At 71.7% G+C, this 14,246-nt stretch carries 16 protein-coding genes; all 16 read right to left on the bottom strand.

The features are described from left to right. Window positions 1–115: 115 nt before the first annotated feature. Window positions 116–577, bottom strand: coding sequence for a DUF4262 domain-containing protein (locus tag ACGFH8_RS31260; RefSeq protein ID WP_393374280.1), 462 nt, complete (start codon window positions 575–577; stop codon window positions 116–118). 16 nt (window positions 578–593) lie between these two features. Then, window positions 594–962: a hypothetical protein gene (locus ACGFH8_RS31255; RefSeq protein WP_393374277.1), complete on the bottom strand. Its 369-nt coding sequence runs from the start codon at window positions 960–962 to the stop codon at window positions 594–596. 106 nt (window positions 963–1,068) lie between these two features. After that, window positions 1,069–1,899 (bottom strand): hypothetical protein, encoded by an 831-nt coding sequence (locus ACGFH8_RS31250; protein WP_393374275.1) that lies wholly within the window; start codon window positions 1,897–1,899, stop codon window positions 1,069–1,071. Between the two features lie 396 nt (window positions 1,900–2,295). Next, window positions 2,296–3,933, bottom strand: coding sequence for a VWA domain-containing protein (locus ACGFH8_RS31245; RefSeq protein WP_393374272.1), 1,638 nt, complete (start codon window positions 3,931–3,933; stop codon window positions 2,296–2,298). 34 nt (window positions 3,934–3,967) lie between these two features. Next, a complete protein-coding gene (locus ACGFH8_RS31240) occupies window positions 3,968–5,140 on the bottom strand; it encodes an AAA family ATPase (protein WP_393374269.1) in 1,173 nt (390 codons plus the stop codon). Between the two features lie 352 nt (window positions 5,141–5,492). Beyond that, window positions 5,493–5,975 (bottom strand): hypothetical protein, encoded by a 483-nt coding sequence (locus tag ACGFH8_RS31235; RefSeq protein ID WP_393374267.1) that lies wholly within the window; start codon window positions 5,973–5,975, stop codon window positions 5,493–5,495. A gap of 106 nt (window positions 5,976–6,081) precedes the next feature. Further along, the gene (locus tag ACGFH8_RS31230; RefSeq protein ID WP_393374265.1) at window positions 6,082–7,257 is read right to left on the bottom strand and encodes a DUF4314 domain-containing protein; all 1,176 of its coding nucleotides are present in this window, start codon (window positions 7,255–7,257) and stop codon (window positions 6,082–6,084) included. Further along, window positions 7,254–7,922 (bottom strand): hypothetical protein, encoded by a 669-nt coding sequence (locus ACGFH8_RS31225; protein ID WP_393374263.1) that lies wholly within the window; start codon window positions 7,920–7,922, stop codon window positions 7,254–7,256. The genes ACGFH8_RS31230 and ACGFH8_RS31225 overlap by 4 nt, the downstream gene beginning before the upstream one ends. 101 nt (window positions 7,923–8,023) lie before the next feature. Further along, window positions 8,024–9,115, bottom strand: coding sequence for a M23 family metallopeptidase (locus tag ACGFH8_RS31220; protein WP_393374261.1), 1,092 nt, complete (start codon window positions 9,113–9,115; stop codon window positions 8,024–8,026). Window positions 9,116–9,229: 114 nt separating this feature from the next. Continuing rightward, complete coding sequence (locus ACGFH8_RS31215) at window positions 9,230–9,643, bottom strand: hypothetical protein (protein WP_393374258.1); 414 nt, start codon at window positions 9,641–9,643, stop codon at window positions 9,230–9,232. A 136-nt stretch (window positions 9,644–9,779) separates the two neighbouring features. After that, window positions 9,780–10,178 (bottom strand): hypothetical protein, encoded by a 399-nt coding sequence (locus ACGFH8_RS31210; protein ID WP_393374256.1) that lies wholly within the window; start codon window positions 10,176–10,178, stop codon window positions 9,780–9,782. A gap of 215 nt (window positions 10,179–10,393) precedes the next feature. Beyond that, a complete protein-coding gene (locus ACGFH8_RS31205; protein WP_393374253.1) occupies window positions 10,394–10,981 on the bottom strand; it encodes a hypothetical protein in 588 nt (195 codons plus the stop codon). 104 nt (window positions 10,982–11,085) lie between these two features. Next, window positions 11,086–11,763, bottom strand: coding sequence for a GGDEF domain-containing protein (locus tag ACGFH8_RS31200; RefSeq protein WP_393374250.1), 678 nt, complete (start codon window positions 11,761–11,763; stop codon window positions 11,086–11,088). A 95-nt stretch (window positions 11,764–11,858) separates the two neighbouring features. Continuing rightward, window positions 11,859–12,764: a MarR family transcriptional regulator gene (locus ACGFH8_RS31195; protein WP_393374248.1), complete on the bottom strand. Its 906-nt coding sequence runs from the start codon at window positions 12,762–12,764 to the stop codon at window positions 11,859–11,861. Window positions 12,765–12,920: 156 nt separating this feature from the next. Then, complete coding sequence (locus ACGFH8_RS31190; protein ID WP_393374245.1) at window positions 12,921–13,313, bottom strand: hypothetical protein; 393 nt, start codon at window positions 13,311–13,313, stop codon at window positions 12,921–12,923. Further along, window positions 13,310–13,942: a hypothetical protein gene (locus ACGFH8_RS31185; RefSeq protein ID WP_393374242.1), complete on the bottom strand. Its 633-nt coding sequence runs from the start codon at window positions 13,940–13,942 to the stop codon at window positions 13,310–13,312. Before ACGFH8_RS31185 ends, ACGFH8_RS31190 begins: the two co-directional genes overlap by 4 nt. Window positions 13,943–14,246 lie beyond the last annotated feature (304 nt).

Here is a 14,246-nt window from a genome sequence, read left to right as displayed (position 1 = left end):
CTGTACGCCGACAGATGCCCTCGCTGCTGCTGACACCTTCGTGGGCCAGCGGTTCGGCCGTGCCTGGGATCCGGCGCCTCGGGGCGTCCGGATCCCGGGCGGTGCCGCGTTGTCGCTACATCTGGGCGATCAGTGGCTGTGTCTGCGGTTCGAGGCTGTACCCGCTGTCCCAGGGGAACCGTCCCTGCTGGTCGGGCCAGACGAGCTGCTGGAGGCGGATCTGGTGACGGCCGTAGCGGGCGATCGCCATCCCGGGCAGCAGGTCGTCGGTGGGTGGCCCGTCGATGATGATCGCGTCGTATCCGGCGATGAGGTTGCTGACGCGCTGGCCGTGGGTGAACCGTTCGGCCCTGTCGTAGATCCGGCGGGCGAGGTCGTTGAGCAGGCAGTGGGCGACCTCGGAGGGTAGCCCGGCGGTGAGCAGTTCGGGGTAGTGGTGGGCGGTGAGTCCGACGGTGTAGGCGAACGGGGTGGTGGTGTCGGGGTCGTCGTCGGTGGGCAGGACGTGCGTGACGGCCCAGCCGATGGTGTCGATGATCTGTTCTTGGCGTCGGAGGACGTCGTCGATGTTCGGCATGGTGGGTGTCCCCTGGTCACTCGGGAGTACGGGTGGGGTCCGGGTCGGGTGGTTCGACTTCGACGAAGCCCCAGAGTCGTTCCATGACCTGGAGTTGCCAGGTGCGGTAGCGGTCGGCGAATCCGCGGCAGACCGCGGGCGGGACCGGGCTGCCGGCGTACGGCAGGGTCGAGTGGCAGATGATGTAGCCGGCGTCGCCGCGCGCCGCGGTCACCATCTGCTTGAGCCGGCCGGGGTCGAGGTGCATTGGGTTGCCGGGTTTGAAGATGCAGGTGGCGCACTCGCGGGCGAGCAGGCGGGTTTTGCGCAGGTCCGGGTCGCCGACATTGAGCCGGACTGGACGACCGGTGGCCGGTTCGTCAGCGGGCTGCGACATGCTGTCCATCGTCAACTCCTTGTCGTTACGGCGCGGTGCCCGCATCCATGGATGTGGGCACCGCGAGTCCGGGTGAACGGGATGGTCTGGCGCCGGGCGGGCGCCGGTGTCGTTGTCAGAGCTGCCTCAGCCAGGTCAGCACCGCGTCGATGTCGGCGCGGCGTAGCCCGTGGTACGGGTTGACCGGGCGGAGCAGGGTGGGCGCGCCGTCGGCGGTGCGCTGGTCGGCGGCGAAGGGGTCCTTGCCGCCGAACTCGTCGTCGAGGACGGCGAGTGGCCGCCGCGCGGTCCAGGCGTAGAGGGGGCTGAGTTTGCTCTGGTGGCCGAAGCGGATACCGCCCGCGTGGACGGGGACGTGCTGCCAGGTGGCCGGTAGTCCCAGCCGTGGCGCGATCCATTCGGCGGCGAGGTGGTTCCAGTTGGTGCACCACACCGGCTGGGCGTGGTTGGCCAGTTCCCGCAGCCATGGCCCGTGGTCGGGGTGGAGCCAGACGGTGCCGGTGATGTGCCGGCCGTCGGGGCCGGGCCCGTCGTAGCGGTGCGGTTGGTAGCCGAGCGCCGTGGCGTGGGTGGGGAACGGGCCGACGGCGGCGAGCCGGCCACCGGTGCGGTCGAGCAGTACGAGGACGGCGGTGCGGGCGTCGTCGAGTGCGGGTCGTAGGGCCGCGGCGAGGTCGGTGGGCAGGTCGACCCAGCAGGTGGTGGGCAGGGCCGTGGCGGCGGGGTCGTGCAGTGGTGTGGGCCTGGTCGCGGCGAGGGTGGTGCTGTCGAGCGCGAGCGTCGCCGCGTGGGAGTCGGCCGCGGTGGCGCCGCCGGTGGGGCCGTGCGCGGCGAGTTCGCCGCCGGTGTGGACGGCGAGCAGCGTGTACGGGTCGCGGATCTCGAGTGAGTCGAGGATCGCGAGGGTGATCGTGTCCCCGGTGTGCAGGTCGACCAGGGTGAGCATGACCGGCCGGCCGGGTCTCTGTTCCAGGTGATGACGTCGAAGTGTTCGCTGGCGATGTCGCCGAGGCGTCGCCAGGCGCGGTTGTCGGTGTCGAAGGGGTGTTCGCTGTCGGTGCTGTAGCGCATGGGGTGAACTCCTTGTGATGGGCATCGCCGTGCCGCGTCCGCGCCCGGTCGGTTAGGGCCTGTCGGGGACGCGATGCATGCACGCTTCGATGACGGCGGATGGTCAAGTCGCGGACCGGGTGGCGGGGAGCCGGCGGCGGGCCGCGCGATCCCAGGGGCTGAGGGTGCTTCGTGAGACGCCCCGCGCGGCGCTGCCCGGCCGTAGCTCGTTGCAGCGCCGCGCGCGGGGTGGGACTGGTTTGCCGCCCGGACGAATCCGGTTTGGCCGGGGTTAGGCCTGGGCGAGCGCGGTGACGGCGGCGTCGGCGATCGCGGTGATGGCTTCGACCGGGTCGGTGACGGTCAGGGTGGTGGTGTGCGTGAAGGTGTTTCCCCAGTTCTGGTCCGGGTCGGTTGGCTCGCCCGCGGTGGGTGGGTCGGCGGGGTGTAGCCACAGCACGGCGCAGCCGGCGCGGTGCAGGGTGGTGACGAGGCGTTGTCCGGCGGGGATGTCGTCGAGGTAGCCGTCGGAGACGACGGCGAGCATCCGTAGGGTGCGGCCGTGGCGCAGGTCGAGGAGGCGGTCGGCGACCTTGACCGCTTCGGGGAAGGTGGCGGTGGCGAAGTCGGTGCGCATGTGCAGCACCTGCTTCGGGTAGGTGCGTGGGGGTACCAGGATGGTGGTGCGGTCGCCGAAACCGATGGTGGTGGTCGTCGCGTCGGCGCGGCGGGCGGCGTGGGCGAAGATCCATGCCGCGGAGGACATCGCCTCGGTGTAGCGGTCCATCGATCCGGACAGGTCGACCAGGATCGCCAGGTGCAGACGGGGTTTCTCGGGTGGTAGGTGGGCGCGTTGCTGCCACGGGGCGGCCGTTGGCAGTTGCCCGGCGGCGGTTTGTGCGTCGGCGGTGATGGCGTGGCGGGTGCGCAGCCGGCCGGGTGGGATCGCGGAGGGCCGCCGGCCGGGTTCGGGGTGGCTGGTGCGGGCCTGCCGCAGCCGGTGGGCGAGGTCGCGGGCCGCGCGGTGTTCCTGCTCGGTCGGGTCCCGGCGGTCCCACTCCGAGGGTGGGCTGTGCCGGCGGGCCAGCATTGATGCGGCGTAGTCGGCCGGGGTGACACCGGCTGCGACGGCGAGGTAGTCGACGAGGGCAGCGGCGAGGCGGCCGGGGAACAGGCCGGCGTCCGGTACGGGGGTGTCGTACTGCTGGTCGGGGTCGATGCCGAGGGCCTGGCACCACCGCCGGGCCAGGGCGATCATGGTGTCGGCGTCGGTGTCGTCGCAGGTGTGGGCCTCGCGCCAGATGTCACGGAGCTGCCGCAGGCGTTTGCGTCCGAGGACGCCGGTGACCGCGGCCCGGACCGGGCGGACGTCTTTGCTGGTGACGATGCGGGCGTCGACGCGGGCGAGGAGCAGGGCGGCGAGTTGCCCGGCGTGCCACGGGTCGTCGACGGCCGCGTCGTCGGGTGCGATGAGGGTTGTCACGACGTGGCGCAGCCAGCGGCGGTCGCCGCGGCGGCGACCGCGGTGGCGTCCTTCGGCCCGGGACTCCTCCAGCATGTCGGCGACGTGGGCGAGGATCGGCGGGGTGCCGGGCGGGGTGGTCCAGTGGCTGTGCGCGGCGTGCGCGGCGCCGTGTACGAGCAGCCCGTAGCCGGTGGGCACGAGGCGCTTGTGGCGGGCCTTGGCCGGGTCGGTGATGTCGGGGCGCTCGGCGATGTAGGTGGCGTCGACCTCGATGCGGTTGAGGTCGGGGTAGAAGCATTCGGGGGCGCCTCCGGCGGCGCCGGGGGCGACGAGGACGGTGAGGTCGGTGCGGCTGGTCAGCAGCGGGACGTGCTGGGTCCACGCTGTCGACCAGGCCCGCCAGTCGGCGTCGCCGGCCGTTGCCGGTGGTGTGCCGGTGCGCAGGTGGGTGTGGGGGTGTGACACGGAGTGGCTCCTTCCAGAATGGGGTGGACGGTGGTTAGCGCTTGCCGAGGGCGAACGCGGTGATGGGTGCGCCGGTGTGCCGGGACAGGGCGGCGGTGACGTCGTCGCGGGCGTCGTCGGGGGCGATGCCGGCCAGGTTGGCCAGGGCGGCGGTCATGCCCAGGTGGTCGCGGACTGTGACGAAGCCGAGCAGTTCGCGAAGCTGCGGCGCCCACACGGTCTTGCCCGCGGCGAGGTCGGCGTTGAGGTCGATCGCCGCGTTGACGACCTGCTTGGGGACGCCGAGTTGGCGGGCGAGGTCCCAGTCGGTGGTGACGTGTAGGTGGACGGTGAACCGGGAGGCCAGGGCTTCGGTGAGGACCGCGCCGTGCACGCCCGGGTTGTGGCCAGCGACGATGTAGAACCCGTCGACGGCCTGCACGGTCTCGTTGCTGTTGGCGGGGATGGTGATGACACCGCGGCCGTCCATGGCCGGGTACAGCACGGCCAGGACGCGGGGCGGGATGAGGGTGGCGTCGTCGACCAGCAGCACCCGCCCGTCACGCATGGCGGTGACGAGGGGTCCGTGTACGAATTCGTAGCCGCCGCCGGGGATCGGGTTGTAGGAGCCGAGGAAGTCGTCGACGACGGTGTCGCCGGTGCCGGCGACGGTGAGCAGGTCGGGGAACGCGGCCTCGACCATGGCGGTCTTGCCGGTGCCGGGCGGCCCGTACAGCAGCACCGGTACTTGCTGGGCGCGTAGCCGTCGCAGTTCCTCGACGTCCCAGCCCCTGCCGAGCCGCCGCGGGTGGTACAGCGTCCCGTTCGGGCGCGGTACCGGCGCGGGCCGGGACTGGCGGCCACCACCACCACCACCGGAGCGGGTGCGGGGTGCGGCGGGTGGGAGGGTGCCGGCGGCGTCGATGCCGGGCTGGGTGATCTGGAAGCGGTGGTGCGGGTCGCGGTGGTGGGTGGCGTGCCCAGCAGCGGCCATCTTCTTCAATGCCTCGAACACCGCCCCGGAGGACGGCGCGCCGATCGCCCGGGTGATCTCACCGACTTTGAGGATGGCGTCGGGATGGTTGGCCAAGTGCAGGGCGACCTTGCGGTAGAGGTAGCCGGACCGGCCGGATCCCGCCTCGGTGGCGGGAGTGCCGGCGCCGCTGGCCGGGGGCGGGTCGTTCTGCGGTGAACCGGCCGGCGGGGCCTGCGGGTGTGGTGTGGTCATGGGGTTGCCTCGATTCCAAGGGTCGTGCCCGCGCACCCGTCTCCGGGTGCGCGGGCGGTGGGTACCGCACAGCGGAGACGGGTGGGGCCAACCCCTGCCGGCCCGTTTCGGGCTGGGCAGGTGGGCGACCACACCCCGGTGGTGCTGAAGGGTTACGGCGACACGTCGGGTCGCCGCTGGTGCGTTGCTGGTCGGTGTCGAGGCCGCGCGGGCGGTGTCGGCGCCGACGATGGAACCCCCGCCAGTCCAATTCATCAAGTCGAATGGGTTGGCGGGTGCGGGATCGCGGGAGCACCGGCTGACTACGCGTGCACCGTGAGGGCCGGAGGCGATGCGCGCGGCGCGGTCGTGGTCAGTCGGCGCAGCCCCGTTCGCAGCCCTGCGGGTCGCACTGCTGTCCCTCGGCCATCCGGGCCAGGGCCAGCCTGTCATCGCCGTCGAGGTCGTCGAGGAACGGCCAGCCGAACCCGTGGGCGAATGCCTGAACCGTGGGCGCCCCGTACATCGGGTAGCCGGCGTGGTCCATCGCCGCCACGATGTCGTCACGGCCGAGGAGCCAGGCGAGTTCGCCGAGCTTGTCCACCGACCGGCTCGCCGAGTTGCCGCGGTGGTCGAGGATCTTCCCGACGGCGAATCGCAGGTAGTCCCGGGCGTAGGTCTCCTGGTCGACCCGCTGGGTCCACTTGCCTGGGTGTCGGGGGGCGATGACCTGGCGGGCGTGGTCGAGGTCGAGTGCCTCCACGAGCACCTCCTCGCGGAAGCCGAAGATGTCCCCGCGGTCGGCTCGCAGAGCCCAGATCCGGGTGACGATCTCCTCTTGGGTACGGATGGTCACTTGTTTCCTTCCTGGTGGTCTTACCTGTCGTGGGGTGTGTCGGATGCCGCCGCCGAGTTCGGCTCAGCCTCGGCAAGCGCGGCGGGGTCTGGTTGGCGGTGCCGGCCTATGCCTGATCGGGGTCGGGCAGGTCGCCGACGATCCGGTCGCAGGCGTACGGGTCGACGGCCTCCCAGCACCAGCTGCGGCCCATCACCACGTACCGGCCGTCGCCGTCCGGGGTGATGTGGTCGATGGCTTCCGGGTCGTCGGACAGGGTGCGCTGGTCGGCGACGATGATGTCGCCGTCGAAGGACAGGTCGGCCAGCGCGGCGTCGACCCGCCGGTCCAGGTCGTCGGCCGGCACGGCCTCCTCCCGGAGGCTGTCGCGGTACTGGTCGCGGTGGCGCTGCTGGTCGGCGACGATCGCCTCCGCCACGGCGTGGGTGCAGGAGAACACCGCCCATCCGTTCCAGTGGTCGATCAGAGTGCCGACGAACCCGACCGCGATCCGGTCGTCGCCGTCGGGGCCGCTGCTGCGCGCCCAGTCGCCGCAGAACACACCGACGTCGCCGATACGGACCCGGTCGGGGTGCAGATGGGACACGTCGCGGCCGGTGGGGCTAGCCGCGAGGCGACACAGGTCGACCACGCGGTCGGTGACGGCGTTGTCGTAGGCGTCGCGGTAGACGGCCATCGCCTCGTCGCGCTGCGGGATGCGCAGCCCAAACCAGCCCGTGGTGTCGCCGGTTGCCTCGGCGAACAGCTCCCACCCGGCGATGTCGACCGACTCTCCCGCCGAGGTGAAGTGGGGCAGGGCGTCGAGGACGGCGGGATCGTCGTCGTCGACGCCGGCCAGGATCCGGCGCGCGGCCAGGCGGGTGTCGCCGCCGGCGCGGGCGCCGATGGTGTTCTGCGCCCACCATTCGGCGGCGGTGTGGCCGGCCTCGGTGCCGGCGGCGCGCATCCGCTGCAGCGCGGTGGCCCATCCGGTGGCCTCGGCGACCGGATCGTCGGTGGGCGACGGGGTGGTGGTCGGTGCGATGCGGTCGCCGGCGTCGAGGCACATCGACAGCGTGGAGCCGCTGTCCCAGGTGACCTCGACGATGTTCTGTCTGTGGTCGTGGCGGCGGACGGTGCCGGTGTCTCCGGGGCGCAGCAGGGTGTGCGGGTCGTTGGTATGGACCAGGGCGATGCGCTGGCCGGTCTCGTAGCTGGCCATGGTGATCTCCGATCGGTCGTTGGGGCCGGTAGTAGGACCGCCGTCATCGGCGGCCGTGGACAACATGCGGTCGGTGTTCATCGGGTTCCGCCCGTCGCGTCGCCCGTGGTGGGGGCGTTCGGGGGCCAGGGCTTGCGGGTGACGTGGTCGCCGAACATCGGGTCGGTGGCCACCGAGGAGCCGCAGCGAGTGCAGCTGGTGGTGGTGTCGTAGCCGTAGCCGGCCATGGACGGCACCTCGACGTGGTCGATCTCGTCGACCGCGCCGCAGACGGTGCACACCGTCATCTCCGGGCCGTCGCTGCCGTCGTTGGCGGGTTCGGTGATGAACAGTTCCTCGACGGGGTCGAGCTGGTGGGCGCTGTGCCGCAGCCAGCGTCCGTGGACCGTCGCCTCGTAGGCCATCAGCCGCCGCTGGTCGAGGTGCAGCAGGTATAGCCACTCGAGGGCCCCGCCGACGTCCTCGCGCAGCGCGCCCCGCCGGATGGTGTCGTTGTCGGCGGGGTAGCCCAGGCCTGGTACGGGCGGCTGCCGGTGCCATCGCCGAGGCTTGGGGTTGACAGCGAGGGACCACCAGTCGCTGGCCAGCAGCGCGGCGGCCATGGCGTCGGTTTCACGGCCGAACGTGTCGGTCCAGATCCGGCGCAGCAGTGGCACCAGAACCTCCGGATCCTCGCCGAACTGGATCAAGCGGGCGGTGTAGCTGCCGCGAGACGCGGCAACGCCGATCAGCGTGGGTGTGCTCACGTGCCTTTCCTCCTCAGGAATGTGCGGATAGGGGTTGCGGCGGTCGCCCCGGGCGCGACGGGCAGCCGAGCTTGGGCGCCATGGATCCGCCGGCATCGCCTCTAGGGCCTTGTGCCGAGCGAGGCGTTCTGAGCCGCCATGAAGGGCACTGGATCGATCGCGCCGTTCGGGCTGGCATCGCCGTTGTGGTGCACCTCGTAGTGCAGGTGCGGGCCGGAGCTGTGGCCGGTGGAGCCGACGACGCCGATGGGCTGGCCGGCGGCGACCGGCTGCCCGACCGTCACCGTCGGGGGTTGGTCCATGTGGCAGTAGCGGGTGAGTAGGCCGCCGGCGTGGTCGATGTCGACGTACCAGCCGCACCCGCGCGTGCGAGCGGGGTCGCCGTCGCGGTCGCAGCCCCAACCGGCGCCGGTGTCGGCGTGGACGGCGTTGCAGCGGACGGTGCGGACGGTCCCGGCCGACGCGGCGCGGATGATGGTGCCGCGCGGGGCGCTGAGGTCGACGCCGTCGTGACCGGGCCGGTCCGAGCTACGAAAGCCCGACCCGACAGGGGCGAGGACCGGCTGCGTCCACGGGCCGGTGGCCCCGCACCCGGCCAAACCGTCGGTGGGAAGGCCCGTGGTGTCGGCGATCGCGGTGACCAGCTGGGTGGCCGGCCCCTCCCATTTCGCGTAGGCGTCGGGAAAGGCACTGACCTGCACGGCCTGGGCGGCCTCGGTGAGCGGCATCGCCTTCCAGCCGCGGATCCTGGCCAGCTCGTCGAAGAACTTCTCCGACGCGTAGACGGGGTCCTGAAGCTGAGCGGGGTTGCCCCACCCTTGGCTGGGGCGCTGCTGGAACAACCCGACCGAGTCCCGGTCGCCGCCGGCCAGGTTCCGCAGGCTGCTCTCCTGCATGGCGGTGGCGACCGCGATCACCCAGCCGCGCGCTGGTAGCCCAAGGCGAGCGCCGGTGGTGACGATCGCGGCGGCGTTGCCGACCTGGTCGCTGTCCCAGTCACCGATCGCCGGCCACAGGATCGGCGGCCCGGGTGGCGACGCCGCGCTGTCTGACGTGGACCCGGGAGTGGTGAGCATAGGGACACATCCGGCGGTGGCCGAGCCGCCGGCGAGGAACCCGCCGAGCCCACCAGCGCAGAGGATGAACACGGCGACGAGCGCCACCGCGACTGACACCAGAGATCGGAGCTTCACGCCGGCCCCCAGCGGCCGAGGGGATAGGTGAGGTAGGCAGCGAGGTAGGGCGTGGAGTGGCGCTGGACGAGGGGAGAGGCGTGGCCGGGCATGACTGGTCCTCCTGGGTGCCGGCTAGCCGAGGCTGTGGACACCGACCGGATCGCCGTCGCCGGTGTGCACGGTGACGGTGTCGTCGGCCGGGCTGATCACGTAGATCCACGAGGCGTCGAGGTCGACCGCGCGGCTGAGCGGGAAGACGGTGGCGGGCTCCGGCTCGGTGTCGTCGAACGTCACGCCGACACCCCTGACGGGGTGCTGGTGGGGGAACGACCGGGTGTCCGGGGTGACGTCGGATCCGAGATAGGACCAGTCGTGGGCGAGGACCGCGTCGATGAGGGCTTGAGTGTCGTGGCGGGCGGTGGTGGCCCAGATGCCGCGCAGGTGCGCGATGAGCGCCGAGGGGTAGCCGTCGAAGTGGACGTAGCGGGCGTGGACGGTGCTCGGGTGGGCGGGGTCGATGGCGCTGACGTAGCAAATGGTTCCCACGGGTCGTGTCTCCTCGTCGTGGTGGTGTGTTCGGGTACGGCGACGACCGCGCGGCCGTAAATGGGCCACGCGGTCGAAGGTCGTGAGGTCTCTTGGTCCGGGCCGGGCAGCGTCGGTCGTTGCGTCTGGGCTGCGGCTACGCGGCGTAGGCGGCGGTCAGGGTCGCGCCGGGAACGCGGCGGGGCAGCCGCTGCGGAACCCGCGGCAGTAACTGCGTGGCAGCGGCGGCGAGACCGTTGGCGAACCAGCCGACGAATCCGACGGAGTCGCGGGCCGGCCGTTGTGATGTGGGCTCACGGGCGGGTGCCGGCTGTGGCGGTGGTGTGGCTCGGGCGGCGCGCATCGCCCGTTGTGCCTGCCTGGCGGCCGAACACGGCCCGCTCTGGTCGGCGCACTGCAGGTTGGCGCACCGGTTGCCGGGTCCGGGTTGGTGGGCGGTGAGGACGTCCACGGCCAGCCGCCACAGCAGGGGGTCGGTGACGTCACGGGGGAGGAAGGCGCGGTGAGACGAGCGGGTTCGGCTGCGGTCAGACATGGCGGGTGACCTTCCGTCGGGGGTTTGGGCAGGGGTCACCGTCCGGGTGGGGGCCGGTCATGTTGTGCCTGATGGCGGCCCCGGACAATGACCTGACTGATCGACGCTTCTCTCTCGATAAAGGTCAAGTCGTCTGCCTGGTGGTGCCGTATAGGCACGGTGTGCGGCGCGCGGGTGAGGTCGGGACCCGCGCTCCCGACGGGGCGTCGGCGGCGTCAGGAGGCCGCTGGCGTGATTCGGCCGGGCCTGCTGGTGGTCTCGACGAGACGCGCCAGTGCGAAGCGAGTGGCCGGTGCCCCGTCGTGGTCGACGTGGTCGTCGACGCGGACCACGGGGTGCGGTTCGCCCCGCAGCCTCGTGATTCGGTAGCCGCGGCGGTCGGCGTCGACCGCGTCAACGCGGCGGATCTCGTGCAGGTCGTCGGACTCGACGCGGACGTCCTCGTAGCAGACGGCCCAGGCCAGCAGTCGGAGTCCGGGGGTGGGATCGGCGAGGAGGTCCCTGATCAGGCCGATGTCGACGCAGGCCGCGAGGGTGGGCCGGGCGACCGGCTGGTTGCCGTCGAGTGCGGTGGCGAGGTCCGGCAGGAGGTCGGCGAGTCCGGCGGGGTAGCGGCCCATGCGGGTGTCGTTGAGCGGTAGGTGCACGGCGCGCATCTGACGTGCCGTCCCGCGCGGTGCGGTTGGGGCCGGCCGGTCGTGGACGAGCAGCAGGAGCGGCGGGCGGCCCCAACCGAGCAGGTCGGCGCTGGCCTCAACGTGCAGCAGGCACCCGGTCAGGGTGTGGACGGTGTTGAAGGACATCACGGGGATGGGCTCCTTGGGGTACGCGAAGCCCCGCAGGCCGAATGGGCCTGCGGGGCTCCTGGTGGTGCGGGGACGTGGGTGCGGTTGGCGCCGGGGGCGTGTTACCGCAGGTCGCGGTAGCGGATGGCGATTCCCTGCGGCGTGGCGTGGTCCGGGTCGTGGGCGCGGACGCCGCAGCGCTTGCGTTTGGCCAGGTACATGGCCTGGTCGGCCGCGTGCAGGAGGTCGCGGGGCAGCATGTCCGGCTCGGCGAGCGCGTAGCCGACGCTGGCGGTGACGATCACCTGCTGCCCGGCGATCTCGTACGGGAGCGTCGAGATGCGCCGGTGGGCGGCCCCGGCGGCAGTCTCGACCTCGCCGTCGTCGCCGTGCACGACGAGGGCGAACTCGTCGCCGGTGAGATGGGCGGCCAGGGCGACCTGCGGTCCGAGCCCCCTCAGGCGGCGTCCGACCTCGTGCAGCAGGTCGTTGCCGTGCTCGTGGCCGTAGGTGTCGTTGACCTGCTTGAACCGGTCGAGGTCGATGAGGACGAGCCCGAGCGGTTCCCCGAGCGAGAACGTGGCCTCGAGGTGGGTCCACAGGGCCCGCCGGTTCGGCAGGTCGGTCGTGTCATTGTGGGTGGCCAGCCGGTGCCAGTGGGACCGGTCGCGGTCGCGGGCAGCCAACGCCTGCCGCTGATGGTGAATGATGTGGCGCTGCCGGGCGAGTAGTGCCGCGGCGACGGCGAGACCGGCGAGGACTCCGCCGGCCGCCGTGAGGTACGAGCTCAGGTGACACACTTGACGTCGCTCCTTGTCTGTTAAGGAGCACCGGGGCGGGCGTGGTTCCGCCAAGTTCGACACCTGCCCCGGGCTACCAGCGGTAAGGGGTTCTGCTAGGTGGTTGTCGGGGCGAGTTGGAAGGTCGCCGGCTTCTCGGCGACCTGAATGGCGACGCCGTCGGTGACGAGCTTGTGCACGGCGTTGACGACCGCGCCCGCGCTGGCCTTGGCCGAGTCGGTGCCCTCGTTCGCCTGGTCGATGGCCTTGCACAGTTGGCTGGTCTTGAACGGCTGCCCGGGTTGGGCTTCGAGCACGTCGAGGATGGCCCCGCGCAGGCTGCCCTTGGTCCGGCGCGGCTTCGCGCCACCTGACGCGCTCGGAGCCTCGGATGGGCTGCTGGACGCAACGGTGTCGTCGCTGCCCGCCGGGTCCAGACTGGGCCGGGAGTCTGCCTGACCAGACGCGTCGGCTGCGGCCGAGTCCTCGGCGTCGGCCGGAGAATCCTCGCCGGCCTCGGTGAGCGTTGTGGTCGGTGCGTCGGGGACGTTGTCCGGCTTGGCGGGCGGGTCCTGTAGGGCTGGCCTGCCCGCGTCGCTGTCCGGCGTTGGTCGGCGTTCGTCGTCCGGCTGGAGACTGGTCGCCTCGTCGTCCGGTCTCGCCGCCATTGCGGTGTTCGCCTCCTCTGCCGCTCCGGGGGCGTGAGCCTCGTTGGCGTTGTCGTCTGTCAAGGCGGGGGGTGGGTCGCGCCTGGCGTCGGTCGTGGTCGCCGGCGGGACGTCGCTGTCGGTGCTGGTCGTCGTGTCTGGCAGGTGCCGCCAGAGCGTGGGGCCGTCGTCGGCGCGCAACGGTTCGGCCTGGCCTGCCTCCGCCAGGGTGCGAAGTCGTTTGGTGGCCGTCGAGTAGCCGACGCCGGCGCGCTGAGCGATCGCGGCGGCCGTGTCCTGGCCAAGTGCTGCCAGAGCGGCGGCGACCTTGTCGAGTGCGCTGGGCACTCCGGTCTGGTCGGTCGTGTTGTCCATGAGTCCTCCCTGTGCCTGCTGTTGCGTCTGCCTGGATGGGGGCGTGCACTGATCCACGCTTCGACAGCGCCTCGTGATCAAGTGTAGTGACGGATCTTGGGATGCCGTCAACGCTCGGGGCGGAACCTGCGGGCCCCGTGCTGGTGAGCGGTGCGGCTATGGCTGGCCGAAGACGTGGTCGCAGCGGCTCGGGTCGACCGGTAACCACGGCAGGCCCCAGCCGATCCGATACCGCTCACCGGTCGGCTTCACGAGGTGGACGCCGCCGCCGAGGGACACCGGACGGGCGATGGTGAGGGTGTGTCCGTCGAAGTCGACGGTGCGCCAGTCACCGCCGACGTAGGTGGCCATAGCGGCGAACGTCTGGGTAAGGGCGGTCACGGCCTCGTGGTCGAGGGCGAGTTCGAAGCTGCCGTTCCACCAACCGGTCACCGTCGCGAGGTATCCCTCGTGGTAGCGGTGGAAGCCAGGGACTGGTTCGTAGCGCAGCCACCGGCCGGAGAAGACGGCTGTGCTGCCCTGACGCGGCGTGTAGTCAGGACTCGTCACTGCTGGCCCTCCTGCCGGTCGGTGCCGCTGGCGGTGGAGGAGGAGTCGCGGTGACTCGCGGCCGTGACCTTGCGGGCGCTGGACCAAGCGGCACCTGATGCCTGCGCCGACTGGGCGAGCCAGTCGGCCGCGTCCTGCAACCATGCGTGGATGTCGTCGACGGCGTCGCTCACCTCGCTGCGCCTCTCACTGTCATCGAGGCCGGCGAGGTGTGCCTGGCGGGCCTGGTCGAGGAGGTAGGACCCGATCTGTGCGTGCACCCGCGCGAGCAGCCGAGTGCTGCGGTGTAGGTGCCCGATCAGGGATGCGACGTCGGAGGCCGTCGGCAGGGTGAGCAGCGCGCTGAACGGTCCGGTGGCCGTGTGCAGCCAGCGGCTGAGGTGCTCGGCGGCGGTGACGGCGCTGCCCAGTCGGGCGGGGTCGTAGGGACCATCGACAGCGAACAGGCGGCTCATCTCGTCGAGCCAGGTGGTGGTCTGACTGTCGACCGGAAGCGGGTCGGCGACGAGGACCGGCTGGGAGTGTTGGCCGTCGGCAGCAGCGCAGATGGGGTTGTTGTTTGCCAGGTGCCACCACGGGATGCCCCCGCGGTAGGCGTTGGTCCAGTGCGTGGCGGGTTGGTCTGCCACCGGCTCGCTGCAGACGGGGCAGATCGGAACTCGAATCATGGACTATGTCCCTTCAGGCAGGGTGATGTCGGCGACCAGGGCTTGGTCGCCGACGGCTCGGTGCGGTGCGCAGGGGTTGGTGCCGGCGCTCGCCGGCTTACGCGCAAGAGGGAAAGGGCGGCCGTCTCTCTGGCCGGCAGCGCAGTCAGCGCCCCTGCCAGAGGCGGCTGGCACGCCGGGGCGAGATGCGGCGGATCGCGGGTATCTGCCGACACCGTGAGCCGGTCGCCAGGATGGTGAGCAGGTCGGTGCGCCAGTGAGTGCG

The sequence above is a fragment of the Micromonospora sp. NPDC049175 genome, from assembly GCF_043197345.1.
In the GTDB taxonomy this organism is placed as follows: domain Bacteria; phylum Actinomycetota; class Actinomycetes; order Mycobacteriales; family Micromonosporaceae; genus Micromonospora.
This window is presented reverse-complemented; position numbering and strand designations above follow the sequence as displayed.

Bases quoted from the DNA above. Each gene is read 5' to 3' on its own strand.
- ACGFH8_RS31205 (WP_393374253.1), bottom strand. From the start codon at position 10,981: ATGTCCTTCAACACCGTCCACACCCTGACCGGGTGCCTGCTGCACGTT.
- ACGFH8_RS31250 (WP_393374275.1), bottom strand. From the start codon at position 1,899: ATGCTCACCCTGGTCGACCTGCACACCGGGGACACGATCACCCTCGCG.
- ACGFH8_RS31195 (WP_393374248.1), bottom strand. From the start codon at position 12,764: ATGGACAACACGACCGACCAGACCGGAGTGCCCAGCGCACTCGACAAG.
- ACGFH8_RS31240 (WP_393374269.1), bottom strand. From the start codon at position 5,140: ATGACCACACCACACCCGCAGGCCCCGCCGGCCGGTTCACCGCAGAAC.
- ACGFH8_RS31210 (WP_393374256.1), bottom strand. From the start codon at position 10,178: ATGTCTGACCGCAGCCGAACCCGCTCGTCTCACCGCGCCTTCCTCCCC.
- ACGFH8_RS31230 (WP_393374265.1), bottom strand. From the start codon at position 7,257: ATGAACACCGACCGCATGTTGTCCACGGCCGCCGATGACGGCGGTCCT.
- ACGFH8_RS31260 (WP_393374280.1), bottom strand. From the start codon at position 577: ATGCCGAACATCGACGACGTCCTCCGACGCCAAGAACAGATCATCGAC.
- ACGFH8_RS31255 (WP_393374277.1), bottom strand. From the start codon at position 962: ATGGACAGCATGTCGCAGCCCGCTGACGAACCGGCCACCGGTCGTCCA.